We start from the raw sequence: 17,452 nt of genomic DNA, 5'->3' as shown, positions 1-17,452 counted from the left end.
GTTTACCAGGAAAAGTGTGAGGAAATGCAGCGCGATGTGCCAGCTAACTCCAGCCATTGCGCTATCGCGCTTATTTCCCCCGATCTCACCCTCTCCACTTATACGCGCCTCTACTTCAACAACGCGTGAATGACTTTATTCGACCCAATAAAATGCCGCAGCGCGAATATTCATCGCTGCGGCCGGTCGCGGGGAGATTAACCCATCAGGGGTCAGCGAACGTTGTCAGCCTTACTGATGCGCAGCGGCATGTTCGGGCACGATAAATTCTACGGTTTTGCTATCCAGCGGCTTGTGGGTGGGGTCCGCGAGGATGAGGGTGACTTTGTGTTTGCCCGCAGGCAACCCCACCAGAATCACCGGTTCCCCGCTGGCGTCCGCCCAGTGCCAGGGATTGTCATCCACGATGACGTGGATGTGACCAATGCGTGGCGTAACCTTTACTGCTTCCGGGCCGAACACCGGTTCGATGCGCAGGTTTTCTGCCCGGTACTGGATAAATACCGCGCCTTTGCGCAGCGGCCCCGCCAGCGGCGCATCGACAATCAACCTCGCCGGCGGCTGGGGTTTTTCGAGTGGCGCCACGCCAGCCGGTCCCAGCACATCGCCGGCGCTGAGGCCGCCTGACGCCTCTGCCCACGCGCAGGTCGCGGAAGAGAACAGAATTGGGGAGATAAGGATCAGTTTACGTAACATGGGGGTTTCTCCTTTGGGTCAAAATGACGACCTGCACAGGAGACCACGCGGATGTATAGGGTTTGTTTGCGTTAACGGGCGTTCTGCATCGCGCTGTAAGAGAGGCGCGGAGAGATACAGTGGGATACAAAAATGTGGCGGCGGGTGGGGTTTATCAATTCTCTCCTGGCGGGAACACTTGAAAATCCGCTAAAAATCCCGGACCCTTCACCGGGCGTTGATTCGCTCAACCTATCTGCTCACTCAAAGAAAAATCCCAATGAAAAAAATTATCCTGTCCCTGTTTAGTCTGTTTTTCTGCCATCTTGCGCTGGCATCGGTCACCTTAGAAAACGGCGACCTGCTTTTTGTTACCGCCAGCCAGCAGGGGTTGAGTGGCGCAATCGACAGCGCCACCAATACCGGGGCCGCGCTGAGTTTTGACCACGTCGGACTGCTGGAAAAAGACGCCAGCGGCGTTAGCGTGCTGCACGCCGATACCGATGGCTCACAACAGCAATCACTGGCGGCGTTTAAACAACATCAGCAGCACAACAACAAGCAGATCTGGGTTTATCGACTGAAAGCGCCTTACCAGCCCTTTATTCCGGCCGCTATCGCCAAAGCGAAAACCATGCTGGGCCGCCCTTACAACTTCACCTATATTCCCAACGAACAGAGTTTTTATTGTTCTGATTTTATTGAGCGCGCGTTTCGCAGCCACCACGTCTTTGCGCTCCAGCCGATGAATTTTAAAGACAAAAAGACCGGCCAGATTTCGGATTACTGGATTGAGCTGTATAAAAAACAGGGATTAGAGGTGCCGCAGGGCGTGCCGGGAACCAACCCGAATGATATGTCGAATGCGCCAGTGCTGGTCAAGGTTGGCGAGCTTTAATATCCCGTTCAGCCGGAAAAATGATGGGGGTTGCTGCCTGGCGCGCATCCATGTGCACCAGGCAAAAAACCTGTCAGACGGCGACATCAGAGCCTGACAGGGCTAGCGCGGGATTACGTGTAGTACGGCAGAAACACAATATTCCCATTAATCACCACCTGGAGATATCCGCCAGCCGCCGCGGAACTGGCAGGGGTTCCTGTCGCCGAAGCCAGCGCCAGCAGCGCACCCTGAGCGCCGACCCCGGCACTGCCGTTGTGCAGACTGAAGCGGGCCGTAGCGTCATTCAAACCTGGCGAAGCGGCCTGCGTTGCCCCGCCCGGTGTGAACAGCGAGCAGGTACCGGCATCAAACCGGGTCGGGCCGGTGCTTTTCGCGTTGATGACGTACTCGCCCGTGTAAGCGGCAAATCGTACCCACAACGCGGTCAGATCGGTGCTGTACGCGCTGTTCGGATACTGCACCGCCGTCACGCCACTGGCCCCCTCATGCCAGTACTGAACAATCTGCTGGGTCGCGCTGGTTCTCTGCAACTTGATGATCGTCTTGCCGGGGGTGCGGTCCGCACCCGCAGGGCTGTAGTTCCCGCTGCCGATGGTGCTGTACCCGTTGCGACAGATAATCTCAATCTCCCAGATTTGCCCAACCGTCGGGAAAGAGAATGCCCCAATATTCAGCCAGAGCGGGTTTGCTGAGTTGTTGGTACCGCGCAGCACGCCTGAGGTCCATTTCGTCTTGAGCGTGCCGAACAGTTCCACACCGTGGTTTTCCACTCGGATGTGTCCACGCTCGTAAGTGCTCAGCCAGGACGTAATGCTGGAGCCATCCGGGTTTGCGCTGTAACTCTGCCAGCTGCCGCCGCTCGGAGTGGTGTCGTAATCCAGCGCATTGCCTGTCGGAACAGAAATTACGTTACCCTGCCCCTTGCAGGCGTACAGCGTCGGGTTTTGCATACACCCTTCAATACACACCATGTCCAGAATCCACTGACCGTTATTAATATCGAACGGGGTAGTGCCAGGGCCACTAAACCAGACGTTACGCATAATGGCCTGCTGGCAGCGCGGCGCCCAGATTGCCGGGGCAAGGTTTGTCAGGAAGTTACAGTTACGGATTTCCAGCGAGGTGCTGTGGTCCCATACGCCGGTCGGGTAGTTCGACCAGCCGACCTGCACCACCGGACCAGCGGTTACGGAGCCGTACACCTGCTCAACAATGCTGTCCAGCGTGTCCAGCACATAGAACATGTAGGAGCCGGTGTTGGTGGCTGAACAGTTCTTCAGATACATATAGCAGCCAGCCACGCACTCATTCGACATAAAGCCCTGTTTGTTCGAGGCGGTGTCATTGAATACCCCCAGGGTTGCCCCTTTGAGCAGGTAGGTACTGGTGTCGTAGCCGGTGGTCTGCTGGCCGTCCCAGGCGATGCCTTCGACAATCATCCGGCGGTGGTTCAGCTGAAACACGGTGCTGGCTGAACCGTCGCTGATAATCCGCGTGAAGATCTGCTTACCGTAAGGCGTGCTCATCCCCTGGATGCGGATGCCGCCGTGGGCGGTATATCCTGAGGGATAGTACTTGAGATCAGCCGAACCCGAAGCGATGCGCGTGCCGTACCTGCGCCAGTCAAGGGGCTTAATGTAGAAGGTGCCCGCCGGAAACTTGATGCCTGCCTGCTTGATGGTGCTCAATCCAGCTACCGCCACCGCCACGCCGCTCAGCATAAACTCCAGCATCGCGGTACATGCCGGGCCTGCGTCGGTCACGCCGTCCGGAATCGCGCCAAAATCACAAACGGTCAGATCGTTCAGGTCACACTCACGCGCCCAGTACCAGCCACTGCCGGCGGCCGTGTAACCGCCGTCATCCGTGCCCGTGCTCAGGTGGCCCCTGAACCAGCCAGCGCCCCAGCCGACGTTGGTGTGGCCGCTAATCCATACACGCTCACCCTCAAATGCAGGTTGTCGGGTTCTGAGTGATGCGAAGGTACTCACTCCAGCCAGATTTGTCCGGGAGATGGTGGTGGCTTCCTGTGCGGTAAGCCCTTCAATATTGCCAATTTTTAACATGCTCAGTCCTTACTCAGTTGAAATTCAGACGCGCGTGAGCCTCACCACAGCCGGTGATGGAACGTAGAGGGATGGGGGTTAATTTGCCGGGGGGTTCAGCGCAGCGTCAGGAGGTACGCGCGGGTGCGCATCTTGTGCAACTTCAGTGTATTCAGGAGGGGGAAAGGTTTGTCTCTCTTATACGGTGGCGGCGACCAGCGTACCCGAACCTTTCACCCACGCCTGGGTTCCGCTCGCCAGCGTGATGCCGTCGGCAGGTATACGCAGACACGGAGAAGTATCAGTTGGCGCCGAGTCGCCAATATACAGAACAGCGAAACCCTCATCGCGCAGCTGTGCGGTGACGACGCCAGTGCCGGAAGCGAGTTGGGTCCAGGTGCTTGTCAGAGCAATAGAGATTGTTTGCATGGTTATATCCTTGATTTAGGTGGGATTGACTAACGTATTGACTTCAGAGGGGGAACTACGGGGTTATGGGTTCGAACAGTAAAAGCGGTAACCGGGTAATGCAGAATGAATTCGCGTGACTGGTGCCGGTAATAGGAGTCGAACCTACGACCTTCGCATTACGAATGCGCTGCTCTACCGACTGAGCTATACCGGCATTGAGACGGGGAACTACGGGGCAATAACTTAAAAAAAACCGCTAAACGAGTCAAGAGCCAGCCCGCTGGCGGCCGATTTTCTCCGCACCCGCAGACAAAAACGCTCACGCCACACGCAAAAAAAGGCGAGGCCGAAGCCTCGTCAAAAAGGTGCTGCCCATCAATCGTAATAAGCGACCTTATGGTCGACGCCGTTGATGTTAACCAGCACAAAGCCTGTCGGCGTGGTTGCGTTAGTGGGTGTGCCAGCTGCGGTCGCCACCGTCAGCACCCCTTTTTCATTCGCACCGACACCCGCCAGCCCGTTATGCAGACCAAAACGGGCCGCCGGTTTGTACGGACCCAGCGTGGTGGTATCCGTCACCACGGAAAGGTCCGACTGGAACAGCGAACAGGAGCCGGTATCGAAGCGCGTCGGTCCGGTACAGGTCAGGTTGAGCAGCGTGTCGCCGCTGTTGGCTTTCAGCTTCACCCACACCACCGCATAGGTGGTGCCAACCCGGTTGTAGCGAATATCCTGCACCGCCGGTTGCCCCATATGGCAGGCATCGGCCCACACCGTCTCCAGTCGTTGCAGGTTGATCCAGGTCTTACCGGTACCGGCCATGTTCACCGGTGAACCGGCGGTGCCGGTCGGCTGCGTGGCATCGGCTTTACCGATCAGCTCCATCACCCATTGCTGGTTGGCGTTGGGGAAGAACAGCTGCCCCAGGCGATACCAGTTATCGGTCGCGGTATTGTTGGTCACCTTGTAGCCACTGAAATAACCGGCGCGCAGCGAGCCGGATAAGAAGCTGCCGTAGCTCTCATCGCGGCGATAGCCATATTCAAAGGTTGAGAGCCATTTACCGGCGACCAGATCGTTGGAGATCTTCCCGCCGGATTGCAGGTTAATCTGCCGCATAATCACGCGCGCATTATTCAGGTTGAACGGATTGCCGCAATCCTCAATGTTCAGGGTATCGATGGTCCAGCCACCGTCCGAGAGATCGCCGGGGTTGCGGGTGTGTTCAATCCACACGTTGCGCAGAATCCCCTGCGTCACCCGAGGCATATACAGGGTGGCATCCCCATAACCGGTGAGGAAGCTACAGTTAGAGATCTCTATCGCCGTCGAGTGATCCCAGACGCCGTTGGGTGAGTTTGACCAGCTCACATCAAACACGCGTGAATAGGTATTCAGGGTGTAGATCTGGTCAAACTTACTGTCGAGGGTATCGACAAGTTTGAACACGGTGCCGCCGGTGCCCTGGGCGCGGAAGCAGTGGATATTGACCGTTTCCCCTTCGATACAGGTGTTTTCGAAGAAGGGCTGCACGTTGCTGCACATGGCGGCGGTGATGGTCCCGGTGTTGGTGGTGACGTCGGCGGTCGCCTGACCATTCCACGCAATCCCCTGGATCGCCGTGCGACGGGCCTGCACCTTAAACACCGTGCTGGCGCTTTTGTCCGAGATGATGGTGGTACGCGGCAGCGCGCCCAGCTCGACGTCATCGCCCTGCAAACCAAAGAAGGCAATTTGTGTCGCGCTCAGGTCGATGGGGGAGATCAGGAACTTCCCGCCGGGGAAACGGATCGACATATCGACGATGTTGGTGTTGTAGGTCTGCGTCCAGCTCAGCATCCGTTTGAACGCATCGGTGTCATCGGTGGTACCGTCCCCTTTCGCGCCAAAGTGCAGAATATTCACTTCAGTCGGATCGTTGATGGTGCGTTTCCAGTAGAAACCGCTACCGACCGCCAGCGTACCGCCATCGTCCTTCGCCGTAGTGGTGCCCAAAAAGCCGACAAAATCCCCGCCCCCGCGGAAGCTGGAATCTTTGTCGTAGTAGCGTTTTAGCATGGCGACGTCGCCCGCTTTGGTGGGCGAGGTGGTCCGCAGTTCAGCAAATGAATTAACTTCGATCATCATAGCCTCCTCAGGCATTGCAGATTTTACAAAGCTGCGCGATCAGCGTTGGGTACAGAGCTGATCCCAGAGTTCGTTATGGGTGTTGATGGCGCGCACGGTACGGATATCCATCCGCTGTGCATCAGCGCCGTGGGTGTAGATCGGGGAAAAAATCGTGCAGGCTGAATCGGTGATGGCCACCGGTTCAGGGTTGGTTGTATTTCGACTGCTGCAACTTGTCACGAGCGGCAGCATCATCAAGATTACTGTTGCTGGTCTCCACACGTTTCGCCTCCTCGCGGTGTTGTTGCTGTTGATGGGCGACAGCCGCAACCTGCGCTGCCTCTTTTTGCGCACTGGCGGTGTCAGCCTTCGCCTGCTGCTGCACCTTGCCAATCTTCCTGCCGCCGAAATAGCTGGCTGCCAGCGCCGCCATTACAGCGCCCAGCGCGGCGAGCCAGTGCCAGCTGCCGCCGAGCAGCGCGGTGATCAACGTCATGATTTGCCCTCCTGTTGTTTCTCTTTCAGCAGGTTTTTCTGCCGTACAAACTGCGCCATCACCCCCATGGCGACCATAAAGGCGCCAATCAGGCCAAGGTAGTTGTGCGGCAGAATCGCTTTGACGTCTTCCGGCAGGGTGTTCCAGGCATCAACGGCGGAAGACGGGAACGACTGCACCCAGGCGCTCAGCATCGAACCGAGTGAAGCCAGCCATACCGACCAGGTTTTAAACAGCAGGCGGGCATGGGAGACAAATTGCAGGGTGGTAAAGCGCTGGAGCAGAAGCAGGATGATGACCAGCGTCAGCACGGCGATCATAAAAAGTAACCATCTCATAGCAGCCCCCGGTAGATGTCGTAGGTGCCGCTGCGCATCACTTCCGCATGGCGGCGGGCGCGGCCAGGTGTCTGACGCGCCCACAGGCTGTTCAGCATCGCATCCGCAGCGTCATTAAAGTCGGCCTGGGTGATGGCGGTGAGCAGGGTTCTGAACAGCGTCAGCCCATCGACCCCCAGTTGATAGGCCATGCTGTAAAGCACATCGCTGCGGGCGTCATTGCACTGGGCCAGCGCCTGTTGCAGCAGCGGGCGGCTCTGCATCTCCTGAACCTTTCCCGCCACAATGCTCTGCTTCCAGGTGTCGCCCACGGCGCGTGGCACCTGGAAGATATAGTTGCTGAGCGAGGCCCCTTTCGGCCCGATACGAATCCCCCCCGCTACCGTCGGGAAGCCCTGGGTATCGAGGTAAGGCGCTTCCCGATAGCCCTCTTCAAAGTTCAGAATCGCAATAATCTGGCTCATAACCGGTCCTCTTTGACGAGCACAAACGCAAAAATGGTGGCGTTTGTAGCAAAAACATAAATTCCGCTGCTCAGTGACCGGCCGAAGCGCAACGCCGCAGGCGCGCCACGCTCAAGCAGGGCTAAACAGTGGGACAAATCAGGCGTTCCGCTTAAATCTGGAAAAGATCCGTGGCGCAGGCGTTAGCGCACGGCGTAGAGATGAACATGGGGCAGGCAGCAGTTATCGAAGGAAGCAACGTCGCCGCGGGCAGGCGAAGGTGCCATCACGGCACGGTCAACCCGCGACAAAATCTGACGCTGGCAGATGCGCTCGGCAGTGCGCAGCGTGAGATTGACAGGCTCGAGACCGAGCGCGCTATCGATACTGCGCTTGAGACGACTAAAGGACTGACGGCGCCGGTGGCGGCGGGTGCGAGCATTTCCGCTAAAGACGGATTTGCCATATTGGATAATCGCCATAACTCCTCCTGTGAATGAGTCTTTGGCGATGGGGTGGCAGGCATGACGTTTCGGCTCAGCCGAAGCGTCCGTTGCCACCTGAAATCGCTCGCAATCGGCCCGCCCGACCGTGGAGACGGCCAGGTAAAAGCAGAGGAGAGTGATAACAGGAGGCAGCTGACGACGCTGCAAAATGCGCATCCACCCCATCCCAAAATCCACTGACTTTGGGTGGTATGTATCGCGCTTGTGCAGCGCCTAAATTGTTTAAGAGCGAGCTCATCCGGGAGCTGAGAAGTTGTCCTTCCATGCTCAAATTATTAACAGGTTCTAATGCATTATCAAACACCGACAGTTAATTTTTTATTTACCATCGGTTAAATTTTTGATTTCAGCTGGAATATTTTTTTATCCCCTTACAGACAGCGCGGATTAGCCAGGAAACTGATAATCGCGCGCCTGGCTCATGATCACCCTGGCAATAACATGCAGGGTGGTCGCCTCTTCCAGCGTCAGATACCAGGTTTCATAGCGCTTGTTGTCGGAGATCACCGCCACCTTGCGGTGCTGCAACTGCAAACGCTTCAGATAGAGCTGCTTATCCAGCGCGAACAGGTAGATACCGTCGCCGTCAAAGCGCTGCACGCTGATATCAAGAAACAGCTGGTCGCGCGGGGCGAAGGTGCCCGCCATCGAATCGTTGTTCAGCGCTATCAACCGGAGGTTTTCCGCCGGTCGCCCGTTAAACAGCACGCGCGCTTCATCCAGACCGAATTCAATCGCCTGAATGGTCTCAACCAGTTGACCACTTGCCACAATGCCATTGGCACTGCGCTGCCCGATATCGAGGCTCTCCACCCGGAACATTGGCTGCTGATCGCTGAGCGGTTGGCGTGTGACCGTGACAGCCGGTTTCTCCATGCCAAACTGTAACCACTCCACGCGCACATCTAAAAACTGGCTCAGCGCCAGCAGGTTGCCATCATCCGGAATTGACTGGGCGTTAAACCACTTCCAGACCCCTGGTGTTGAGATCTGGCATCCCCGCTCCTGCAATGCTTTCGCAACCTGTTTGTTCCGTCCGTGTCCGACAATCCCCGCGCTATCACACGCGGCAATGAGCCTGGCAGTAAAAGCTTGTCTCGTACTCTCTTTTTTAACCATCAGTTAATAATCTGCCATCAGTAAAAGACTGAATGTTATTTTCGTTTTTGCTACCAGTTCATTTTATATTACCGGTAGTTTACTACCCAACCGCTTTTATCAATGAAGCTGGATGATCATTATCCCCTTCACTGCGTCGCAGACCAGCAATGAATGGCTGGCAGCTTGTTCTGACAAGGATTTTCAGGATTGTTCTGCAACACTGAGACCAGTGCTCAAAGGAAAAAATGGGTGAAAAGAGGGTTTCATGCCATTAATGAGGGAAACAAATCAAAAAGCTCTGGAAATACCTGGATCGGAAGCGAAAAAAAAGGGCACCGTCAGAGGGTGCCCTTTTTCAGCCTGAGTAAACATCAGCCACGCGGCGTGTCGTCGCCCCAGCCAATCCATTTGTAGGTGGTTAACGCTTCCAGCCCCATGGGTCCGCGCGCATGTAACTTCTGCGTGCTGACCGCCACTTCGGCACCGAGACCAAACTGGCCGCCATCGGTAAAACGGGTGCTGGCGTTGACGTAAACCGCCGAGGAATCGACCTGGTTAACAAAACGGTTGGCGTTGCCAATGCTGCGCGTCAGGATGCCGTCGGAGTGCTGGGTGCCATGCTCACGAATGTGATCGATGGCGTCATCGATGCCGTCCACCAGTTTGACGTTGAGATCGTTCGACAGCCACTCATCGTCATACTCAGCGGCCTTTACCGCCACCACGCTGGCCGGACCGTCCTTCAGCAGCGCGAGGATGTTCTCATCGGCGTGCAGCGTAATCTTCTCCTGCGCCATACGTTGCAGGAAGGCCGGGATAAATGCGGCGATCTGGGCACGATGAATTAACAGTGTTTCCAGCGAGTTACAGGCGCTGGGACGCTGTTTTTTGGCGTTGACGATCACCGTCAGCGCCGCTTCGGTTGCCATGGTTTCGTCAAGGTACAGATGACAAACCCCGATACCGCCGGTGATCACCGGAATGGTGGAGTTCTCGCGGCACAGCTTGTGCAGACCAGCCCCACCACGCGGGATCAGCATATCGACGTAGCGATCCAGCTTCAGCAGCTGATTCACCAGCTCGCGATCCGGGTTCTCAATCGCCTGCACGGCACCCGCCGGTAAGCCATGCTGCATCAGCGCATTCTGGATCACCCGCACCGTGGCGGCGTTGGTACGATAGGTTTCTTTGCCGCCGCGCAGAATCGCCGCGTTGCCGGTTTTCAGGCACAGCGAGGCGACATCCACGGTGACGTTGGGGCGCGCTTCGTAGATCACCCCCACCACGCCAAGCGGCACGCGGCGGCGTTCAATACGCAGGCCGCTGTCGAGCAGCCCGCCATCAATCAATTGTCCCACCGGATCGGCCAGGCGGCACACCTGACGCACATCGTCAGCGATGCCTTTCAGGCGCTGCGGGTTGAGCGTCAGGCGATCCAGCAGCGCTTCGCTCATGCCGTTGTGACGCGCATCCGCCAGATCCTGTTCATTGGCCGCGAGGATATCGGCGCTTTCCGCTTCCAGCCGATCGGCAATGGTCAGCAGCACCTGGTTTTTTTCAGCGGTGGAGAGTTCCGCCAGCTTGTACGACGCAGCACGCGCCGCCTTACCCATTTCTTCTAACATCATGCACTCCTTAACTGACGATCATATCGTCACGGTGCACGGCAACCGGACCATATTCGTAACCGAGGATCTCGCTGATCTGCTGGCTGTGATGTCCGGCGATCATACGCATCGCGTCGCTATTATAACGCGTCACGCCGTGGGCGATATCGCGCCCTTGCAGGCTGCGAATGCGGATCACTTCGCCGCGCGAGAAGTTGCCCTGCACGTCACGAATCCCTTTGGGCAGCAGCGAACTACCACGTTCCAGGATCGCTGCCAGCGCACCGTCATCGACGGTGATTTCACCGGCCGGTGGTGCGCCAAAGATCCAGCGTTTGCGGTTTTCCAGCGGCGACTGCTGGGCGTGGAAACGGGTGCCGACCGGCTTGCCGTCGATCACTTCGCCAATCACGTTGCTGCGGCTGCCAGCGGCGATAATCACGTCAATACCGGCGCGACAGGCGACATCCGCCGCCTGAAGTTTAGTGGCCATGCCGCCCGTGCCGAGGCCTGAGACGCTGCCGCCCGCCAGGGTGCGCAGCGCATCGTCGATCTGGTGCACGTCGCTGATCAGTTCCGCTTCCGGGTTGCTGCGCGGATCGGCGGTGAACAGCCCCTGCTGATCGGTCAGCAGCAGCAGTTTGTCTGCCCCGGCCAGCATTGCGGCCAGCGCCGACAGGTTGTCATTATCGCCGACTTTAATTTCGGCGGTGGCAACCGCATCGTTTTCGTTAATCACCGGCACGATATGGTTATCAAGCAGCGCGCGCAGGGTGTCGCGCGCGTACAGGAAGCGTTCGCGATCTTCCATGTCAGCGCGCGTCAGCAGCATCTGGCCGATATGAATGCCATAGATGGAGAACAGCTGTTCCCACAGCTGGATCAGACGGCTCTGCCCCACCGCAGCCAGCAGCTGCTTTGAGGCGATGGTAGGTGGCAATTCGGGGTAACCAAGGTGCTCGCGCCCGGCCGCCATTGCGCCGGAAGTAACGATAACAATGCGATGGCCCGCCGCGTGCTGCTGTGCGCACTGACGAACCAGCTCCACCATGTGCGCCCGATTCAGCCGACGTGAACCGCCAGTGAGGACGCTGGTACCCAACTTGACCACAAGGGTCTGACTGCCACTCATGTTTTTCCTGCCATATAAGAAAAAAATATCTGCGAAGGGACGTTTTATCAGGAGTCAGCAAGGAAGCCAACCACCACCGGGGGAAAAGCACAAAAATCCCCGGACAATGCGGTAGACCAAAAGTTCGCAATTAACAAGAAATCAGAAAAACTGTCATAAAACTTTCATCGCAACCCGGTAAAAAGTCCCGTGTTTTACAAACCCTTTCACGGGTACAACAAATTTTACTCATTGGGATTGATAGCAAAATGATGAAAAGCAAACTGGCATTAGTCGTCTCTGCGCTGGCTCTGGCCTCAGGCGCTCACGCCGCCGAAGTTTATAACAAAGATGGTAATAAACTGGACTTCTACGGCAAGGTAAAAGCTGAGAACTACATCAGCGACAACGCCAGCTCCAATGGCGACAAATCTTACGTTCGTATCGGTTTCAAAGGTCAGACGCAGATCAACGACCTGATGTCCGGTTACGGTCAGTGGGAATATCAGTACAACGTCAACAACTCTGAAGGCTCCGATGCCAACACCGGTAACAAAACCCGTCTGGGCTTTGCCGGTCTGAAATTCAGCCAGTACGGTTCAATCGACTACGGTCGTAACTACGGCGTGCTGTATGACGTTGAAGGCCTGACGGACGTATTCCCGGAATTCGGTGGTGACGGTACCGCGCGTGCGGATAACTTCATGACCCAGCGCGCAACCGGCGTGGCGACTTACCGCAACAACAACTTCTTTGGTCTGGTTGATGGTCTGCGCTTCGCGCTGCAATACCAGGGCAAAAACGACTCAACCAGCGCCAACGCCCGTGGTAGCGCAACCGATACGTCTCGCCAGAACGGCGACGGTTACGGTGCGTCACTGGGTTACTCCTTTGGCGATACGGGTATTAGCGCGATCAGTGCTATCACCTCATCTGACCGTACCAACCAGCAGCAGGCGCGTACTTACGGCAAAGGCGACAAAGCGGATTCATGGGGTGCAGGCCTGAAGTATGACGCCAACAGCGTCTACCTGGCGGCTATCTACACCGAAACCCGCAACATGACCCCGATCAGCGGAACCTATCAGGGTGCGTCAGTTTCTGGTGCAGCGAACAAAGCACAGAACATCGAATTGGTGGCACAGTATCAGTTTGATTTCGGCCTGCGTCCGTCACTGGGCTATGTCCAGACCAAAGGCAAAGATATCGAGAATGGTATCGGCGATGCCGACCTGGTGAAATACATCGACGTGGCAGCGACTTACTACTTCAACAAAAACATGTCTGTGATGGTGGATTACAAAATCAACCAGCTGAACGACGACAACAAACTGGCGCTGAACACCGACGACGTGGTGGCAGTGGGCATGACTTACCAGTTCTAAAACGCTTTACCCTCAATGTGTCTGTAAACAAAAGGGCAGGATTCATCACCTGCCCTTTTTTATTTATGCGCTCAGCTTCACCGGCTGCTCATCAAATCCGGCAGCGGGTTTAAGATCCAGTTTCAGCTCATGCAGCGTGGCTTTCAGACGCTCATGGAAATTACGCAGCGTATCTTCCACTTTCGCGTTGTTGTCTTTGCCTTTAATGGCTGACGCATTCCAGTTACCCGCCTTGTCAAACAAACCAAAGGTATATTGGTAGGTGAAATGGTCTTCCTGCGCTTCCAGCTCCATCCACCAGCCCCAGAATTCGCGGCTCTCCGGTGCAGGTTTCACATTGATGCACACGGCAAGGCAATCAAAAAAGAAGCGTGTTTCTTCACATTTCCCTTCGCGGATGTACGGCCCCAGCTCATTGAAGCGCTTAAGCAGGCGGCTACGGGGGTGACCACTCGGTAACGTCATGCTTTTTCTCCCTTGGGTAAACACATACTGGTATAAGCAAACCTTTAACATTCACCACTAGCTTTTTAACTGCTTTGCCAGCCAGTCGCAAATCTGATTTAACGCTTTATCGAAACTGCTGAACACCGGCGCGGTTGGGATCGCCAGCGCTTTGCCCTCGGCAGAGGAGTTGACAATCAGGCGCGCGTCCTCTTCCGGCCCAAACAGATCGTTGCTCCAGTAGGCCGCCAGCATCGGCGTCGGCGTGCGACGGCCCAGCAGACCCTGCACTTTCAGCGAGTAACGATTCAGTTCGGTGCGCAGATTGCTGTCCGAGGCGGACGACATACCCAGGCGGCTCGCCAGCATATCCATATACATATCCGGCAGCTGATCCTGACGCTGAGTATCGACAAACACGCTGTGCACCATCGGCCCGAGCGTCGCAACCGCGCGCAGACGCGGCGCCTCGAGATAGGCCAGCCGCGTCGCCACATTGGCGCCAAAGCGATAACCAAACAGCCCGACGCGGGTGTGATCAATCCACGCCACGTTGCTCAGCTCGCGCAGCACCTGTTGATGCAGCTGGCTGGTATCCTGATTCAGCGTCCACTTGCTGCTGAAGCCCACCGACGGCATATCCAGCGTGAGCATCGCAATGCCGCGCGGCGCGAGGTAATCATGGAACAGGCGATAATGGTCGCTTTGCAGGGAATCCAGCCCGCCGCACAACATCACGGTGGGATAAGGCGCGCTGGTCTGGGCTGGGATATGCAGGAAGCCGGTAACCGGGCTGCCGCCGCTGATGGGAAAGGTGAGCGCTTTGAGTTCACCGGTCAGTCGCTGCGTGGCTTCTTCATAGGCACGATTGGCGAGCACCTGCGCCTGATCGGCCAGTTCGTCGCCTTTGATATAGGGATACGCCGCCAGGCTAAACAGATTCGACGCATGAAGCCAGTGCTGACCCGCGAGGTTGTGGTCGTCGCTCTGCATCGCTTCCTGCTGCCAGATCGCCGCCTGCTTCGACCACTCGAAATTCCAGTTGCCCCCCCGATAACCAATCACGGTATCGAGCAGCGTGTCATTGGTATGTTCAAGGTTACTGATGGCGATACGCGCCAGTACTTCGCTGATTTCCTGCGGGGACAGGCCACGCCAGGTCCACAGCAGTTTGTTCAGCATACGGTACCAGCAGGGCTGGGTATCGCCCTCCAGCGCGGTATGGACCTGGATGGGGCTATTGTGCTCACGGCGCACCAATGACGAGGTTTCAGGGTGTTTGAAACGCGGTTTAAATAACTCTTCGCTGAGGTTCTTGCTGGGCATCGTAAACTCTCTCCTGCGACGTTCGCGGCGGCGAGGATAAGTTTACTGCACCCGCACGTTCGGTGCGAGACGCAGAAAGCACAACGCCCGGCGAAACCGGGCGTTGTTTGCGTTACATCAATCAGCTTTTGACGATGGGTGGAATGTACACCACGCCCATGTCCCAAGGCTGTTCAATCCAGGTGTTCTGCGGAATATCCACCACGTAGTCATCCACCAGGGTACGGCCAGCAGGCTTAGCAAAGATGGTAACAAAACGTGCTTTGGGATACATATCACGGATTGCCTGTGCGGTGCCGCCGGTATCGACCAGGTCATCAATCACCACAAAGCCTTCACCATCGCCTTCCGCACGCTTCAGCACCTTCATTTCGCGCTGATGATCGTGATCGTAGCTGGAGATGCAGACGGTATCGACGTAGCGAATACCCAGTTCACGCGCCAGCAGCGATGCCGGAACCAGACCACCACGGCTCACCGCGATGATGCCTTTCCACTGTTCCACAGGAAGCAGGCGCTGGGCCAGTTTACGGGCATGGATCTGCAACATGTCCCAGGTGACGACGTATTTTTCGCTCATAAAAGGAGTCCCGGCCAACAAAGTTGGCTTAAAAATATGCAAGGGGGAAAAGGTTGCGCGAGATTATAAGGATCTGGCGCGTTAAAAACCAGCATCTGACACACTGGTTGCGGCTTTTTAGCGCGCCTGATTACGCAACCGGTGAGAAACAGTGATATTCTCAGCCCCATCACGTCAGATGAGCTGACGGCGATCTTTCACTGGAACCCCGCGTGCGAGCGGCCTGTCCGCCACGCTGACACAGGAGACGCGTTGTGTCTGAATTGTCTCAACTTTCACCCCAGCCTCTGTGGGATATTTTCGCTAAGATCTGCTCCATTCCCCACCCTTCTTATCATGAAGAAGCGCTGGCCGAACACATTGTTGGCTGGGCCAAAGAGCAGGGATTGTGGGTTGAACGCGATCAGGTCGGAAACATCCTGATGCGTAAACCGGCCACCAAAGGCATGGAAAAACGCACGCCAGTGGCGTTGCAGGCCCACCTCGACATGGTGCCGCAGAAAAACAACGACACGGTGCATGACTTCACCAAAGACCCGATCCAGCCCTATGTGGATGGCGAATGGGTGAAAGCGCGCGGAACCACCCTCGGTGCCGATAACGGTATCGGTATGGCGTCGGCGCTGGCGGTACTGGCTGACAACAGCCTGACCCACGGCCCGATCGAAGTGCTGCTGACCATGACGGAAGAGTCCGGCATGGACGGCGCCTTTGGTTTACAGCCGAACTGGTTGCAGGCCGATATCCTGATCAACACCGACTCAGAAGAAGAAGGTGAGATCTACATGGGTTGCGCGGGCGGTATCGACTTTATCACCACCCTGCCGCTGACGCGTGAAGCGGTGCCAGCCGGTTATCAGACCCTGAAGCTGACGTTGAAAGGCCTGAAAGGCGGCCACTCTGGCGCGGAGATTCATCTCGGCCTCGGCAATGCCAACAAGCTGCTGGCGCGCTTCCTCGCCGCGCACGCCCGCGATCTCGACCTGCGCCTGATCGAATTCAGCGGCGGCACACTGCGTAACGCTATCCCGCGTGAAGCCTTCGCTACCCTGGCCGTCGACAGCCACAAAATCGATGCGCTGAAATCGGCGGCGGCGCATTTCCAGGCCACGCTGCAAAACGAATTGGGTATTAAAGAGAAAAACATCGCGCTGCTGAGCGAGCCGCTGGCGCATCAGGGCGAGGCATTAAACGCCGACAGCCGCGATCGTTTCCTTAACCTGCTGAATACCACCCCGAATGGTGTGATCCGCAACTCCGACGTCGCCAAAGGCGTGGTGGAAACCTCGCTCAACGTCGGTGTGGTGACCATGGATCAGGACAACGCCGAAATCATCTGCCTGATTCGTTCACTGATCGACACCGGTAAAGATTACGTGGTGGAAGTGCTGACCTCTCTGGGTGAGCTGGCAGGGGCGAAAACCGCACCGAAAGGCGGCTACCCAGGCTGGCAGCCTGATGCCGATTCGCCGATCATGGCGCTGACGCGTAAAACCTATGAAGCGCTGTTTGGCAAAACGCCGAACATCCAGGTGATTCACGCCGGTCTGGAGTGTGGTCTGTTCAAGAAACCTTATCCGAACATGGATATGGTCTCCATCGGCCCGACCATCACTGGCCCGCACTCACCGGATGAGCAGGTGCATATCGCCAGCGTGGGTCTGTACTGGCAGCTGCTGACCTCACTGCTCAGCGTCGTGCCGGAAAAAGCGTAATTTCTTCGCGTGATAATCAACCAGGCTGCGGCCTGGTTTTTTTATGCCTGCCGCCAGGTGCAGCATAATCCCCTGGAAACACGCGGTTTTACCTCTCCCTTTCACCAGACTCTCACCCCCAGCCAGTTTTAGCCGCCGTTACGCCCGGATGTCTGGATGGCTAATAAGATTTTGTGCTAGCTTATGCGCTTTCGTTTGTTGCTCAGCCTGGATGTTCAGGAAAAAATGCGCCCAATTCTCTCTATTAAAGGCCCGGCCC

The 17,452-nt window shown here is 56.6% G+C and carries 18 protein-coding genes and 1 tRNA gene; 3 read left to right on the top strand and 16 right to left on the bottom strand.

The annotated features are described in order from the left end of the window. Positions 1-231: 231 nt before the first annotated feature. Entirely contained in the window at positions 232-696 is a 465-nt protein-coding gene (locus AC6I8V_RS04425) for a DUF6130 family protein (protein WP_497844711.1), read from the bottom strand. Positions 697-955: 259 nt separating this feature from the next. On the opposite strand from AC6I8V_RS04425, the gene AC6I8V_RS04420 reads away from it, so the two are divergent. Continuing rightward, the gene (locus tag AC6I8V_RS04420) at positions 956-1,573 is read left to right on the top strand and encodes a YiiX/YebB-like N1pC/P60 family cysteine hydrolase (protein WP_497844710.1); all 618 of its coding nucleotides are present in this window, start codon (positions 956-958) and stop codon (positions 1,571-1,573) included. 113 nt (positions 1,574-1,686) lie between these two features. On the opposite strand, the gene AC6I8V_RS04415 is transcribed toward AC6I8V_RS04420, so the two are convergent. The 12 genes from AC6I8V_RS04415 to proB all read right to left on the bottom strand — a co-directional run bounded on the left by AC6I8V_RS04415 (position 1,687) and on the right by proB (position 11,764). Further along, a complete protein-coding gene (locus AC6I8V_RS04415) occupies positions 1,687-3,642 on the bottom strand; it encodes a putative phage tail protein (RefSeq protein ID WP_497844709.1) in 1,956 nt (651 codons plus the stop codon). Positions 3,643-3,819: 177 nt separating this feature from the next. Further along, positions 3,820-4,050 (bottom strand): hypothetical protein, encoded by a 231-nt coding sequence (locus tag AC6I8V_RS04410; RefSeq protein ID WP_497844708.1) that lies wholly within the window; start codon positions 4,048-4,050, stop codon positions 3,820-3,822. Between the two features lie 120 nt (positions 4,051-4,170). Continuing rightward, positions 4,171-4,246 (bottom strand) — tRNA-Thr (locus AC6I8V_RS04405). Between the two features lie 161 nt (positions 4,247-4,407). Then, positions 4,408-6,156, bottom strand: a complete 1,749-nt coding sequence (locus AC6I8V_RS04400; RefSeq protein ID WP_497845763.1) for a putative phage tail protein — start codon at positions 6,154-6,156, stop codon at positions 4,408-4,410. A gap of 42 nt (positions 6,157-6,198) precedes the next feature. Beyond that, a complete protein-coding gene (locus tag AC6I8V_RS04395) occupies positions 6,199-6,339 on the bottom strand; it encodes a hypothetical protein (protein WP_497844707.1) in 141 nt (46 codons plus the stop codon). A 4-nt stretch (positions 6,340-6,343) separates the two neighbouring features. Continuing rightward, positions 6,344-6,637, bottom strand: a complete 294-nt coding sequence (locus AC6I8V_RS04390; RefSeq protein WP_497844706.1) for a hypothetical protein — start codon at positions 6,635-6,637, stop codon at positions 6,344-6,346. Continuing rightward, positions 6,634-6,975 carry a DUF7940 domain-containing protein gene (locus tag AC6I8V_RS04385; protein ID WP_497844705.1) on the bottom strand — a complete coding sequence of 114 codons (342 nt, stop codon included), beginning with the start codon at positions 6,973-6,975 and terminating at the stop codon, positions 6,634-6,636. The genes AC6I8V_RS04390 and AC6I8V_RS04385 overlap by 4 nt, the downstream gene beginning before the upstream one ends. Then, a complete protein-coding gene (locus tag AC6I8V_RS04380; protein WP_497844704.1) occupies positions 6,972-7,439 on the bottom strand; it encodes a glycoside hydrolase family protein in 468 nt (155 codons plus the stop codon). Before AC6I8V_RS04380 ends, AC6I8V_RS04385 begins: the two co-directional genes overlap by 4 nt. Before the next feature lie 182 nt (positions 7,440-7,621). Then, complete coding sequence (locus tag AC6I8V_RS04375) at positions 7,622-7,900, bottom strand: transcriptional antitermination N peptide (RefSeq protein WP_497844703.1); 279 nt, start codon at positions 7,898-7,900, stop codon at positions 7,622-7,624. A gap of 411 nt (positions 7,901-8,311) precedes the next feature. Beyond that, a complete protein-coding gene (locus AC6I8V_RS04370; RefSeq protein WP_497844702.1) occupies positions 8,312-9,043 on the bottom strand; it encodes a S24 family peptidase in 732 nt (243 codons plus the stop codon). 353 nt (positions 9,044-9,396) lie between these two features. Beyond that, positions 9,397-10,650, bottom strand: coding sequence for a glutamate-5-semialdehyde dehydrogenase (proA, locus tag AC6I8V_RS04365; protein ID WP_497845762.1), 1,254 nt, complete (start codon positions 10,648-10,650; stop codon positions 9,397-9,399). 10 nt (positions 10,651-10,660) lie between these two features. Continuing rightward, positions 10,661-11,764: a glutamate 5-kinase gene (gene proB, locus AC6I8V_RS04360; protein WP_497844701.1), complete on the bottom strand. Its 1,104-nt coding sequence runs from the start codon at positions 11,762-11,764 to the stop codon at positions 10,661-10,663. Positions 11,765-12,012: 248 nt separating this feature from the next. Here proB and AC6I8V_RS04355 point away from each other — a divergent pair, with 248 nt between their 5' ends. Further along, positions 12,013-13,128, top strand: coding sequence for a porin (locus AC6I8V_RS04355; protein WP_497844700.1), 1,116 nt, complete (start codon positions 12,013-12,015; stop codon positions 13,126-13,128). Positions 13,129-13,191: 63 nt separating this feature from the next. Here the strand turns inward: AC6I8V_RS04355 and crl are convergent, their stop codons facing one another. From crl to gpt, 3 genes are all read right to left on the bottom strand, one after another. Then, on the bottom strand, positions 13,192-13,593 hold the full coding sequence (gene crl / locus AC6I8V_RS04350; protein ID WP_497844699.1) for a sigma factor-binding protein Crl: 402 nt from the start codon (positions 13,591-13,593) through the stop codon (positions 13,192-13,194). 57 nt (positions 13,594-13,650) lie between these two features. Beyond that, a complete protein-coding gene (frsA, locus tag AC6I8V_RS04345) occupies positions 13,651-14,898 on the bottom strand; it encodes an esterase FrsA (RefSeq protein ID WP_497844698.1) in 1,248 nt (415 codons plus the stop codon). 121 nt (positions 14,899-15,019) lie between these two features. After that, the gene (gene gpt / locus AC6I8V_RS04340; protein WP_497844697.1) at positions 15,020-15,478 is read right to left on the bottom strand and encodes a xanthine phosphoribosyltransferase; all 459 of its coding nucleotides are present in this window, start codon (positions 15,476-15,478) and stop codon (positions 15,020-15,022) included. 254 nt (positions 15,479-15,732) lie between these two features. Between gpt and pepD the strand changes: the two genes are divergently transcribed. Beyond that, positions 15,733-17,193, top strand: a complete 1,461-nt coding sequence (gene pepD / locus AC6I8V_RS04335; RefSeq protein WP_497844696.1) for a beta-Ala-His dipeptidase — start codon at positions 15,733-15,735, stop codon at positions 17,191-17,193. The last annotated feature ends 259 nt before the right edge of the window (positions 17,194-17,452 follow it).

The organism is Pantoea sp. X-Soil-TKNS-1207 (genome assembly GCF_059730485.1).
This window is presented reverse-complemented; position numbering and strand designations above follow the sequence as displayed.

Excerpts from the sequence above, each read along its gene's own strand:
- frsA (WP_497844698.1), bottom strand. The coding sequence starts at position 14,898 with ATGCCCAGCAAGAACCTCAGCGAAGAGTTATTTAAACCGCGTTTCAAA.
- AC6I8V_RS04355 (WP_497844700.1), top strand. The coding sequence starts at position 12,013 with ATGATGAAAAGCAAACTGGCATTAGTCGTCTCTGCGCTGGCTCTGGCC.
- AC6I8V_RS04420 (WP_497844710.1), top strand. The coding sequence starts at position 956 with ATGAAAAAAATTATCCTGTCCCTGTTTAGTCTGTTTTTCTGCCATCTT.
- AC6I8V_RS04410 (WP_497844708.1), bottom strand. The coding sequence starts at position 4,050 with ATGCAAACAATCTCTATTGCTCTGACAAGCACCTGGACCCAACTCGCT.
- AC6I8V_RS04375 (WP_497844703.1), bottom strand. The coding sequence starts at position 7,900 with ATGGCGATTATCCAATATGGCAAATCCGTCTTTAGCGGAAATGCTCGC.
- AC6I8V_RS04400 (WP_497845763.1), bottom strand. The coding sequence starts at position 6,156 with ATGATCGAAGTTAATTCATTTGCTGAACTGCGGACCACCTCGCCCACC.
- gpt (WP_497844697.1), bottom strand. The coding sequence starts at position 15,478 with ATGAGCGAAAAATACGTCGTCACCTGGGACATGTTGCAGATCCATGCC.
- AC6I8V_RS04385 (WP_497844705.1), bottom strand. The coding sequence starts at position 6,975 with ATGAGATGGTTACTTTTTATGATCGCCGTGCTGACGCTGGTCATCATC.
- AC6I8V_RS04415 (WP_497844709.1), bottom strand. The coding sequence starts at position 3,642 with ATGTTAAAAATTGGCAATATTGAAGGGCTTACCGCACAGGAAGCCACC.
- AC6I8V_RS04390 (WP_497844706.1), bottom strand. The coding sequence starts at position 6,637 with ATGACGTTGATCACCGCGCTGCTCGGCGGCAGCTGGCACTGGCTCGCC.
- proB (WP_497844701.1), bottom strand. The coding sequence starts at position 11,764 with ATGAGTGGCAGTCAGACCCTTGTGGTCAAGTTGGGTACCAGCGTCCTC.
- proA (WP_497845762.1), bottom strand. The coding sequence starts at position 10,650 with ATGTTAGAAGAAATGGGTAAGGCGGCGCGTGCTGCGTCGTACAAGCTG.
- crl (WP_497844699.1), bottom strand. The coding sequence starts at position 13,593 with ATGACGTTACCGAGTGGTCACCCCCGTAGCCGCCTGCTTAAGCGCTTC.
- AC6I8V_RS04425 (WP_497844711.1), bottom strand. The coding sequence starts at position 696 with ATGTTACGTAAACTGATCCTTATCTCCCCAATTCTGTTCTCTTCCGCG.
- AC6I8V_RS04370 (WP_497844702.1), bottom strand. The coding sequence starts at position 9,043 with ATGGTTAAAAAAGAGAGTACGAGACAAGCTTTTACTGCCAGGCTCATT.
- AC6I8V_RS04380 (WP_497844704.1), bottom strand. The coding sequence starts at position 7,439 with ATGAGCCAGATTATTGCGATTCTGAACTTTGAAGAGGGCTATCGGGAA.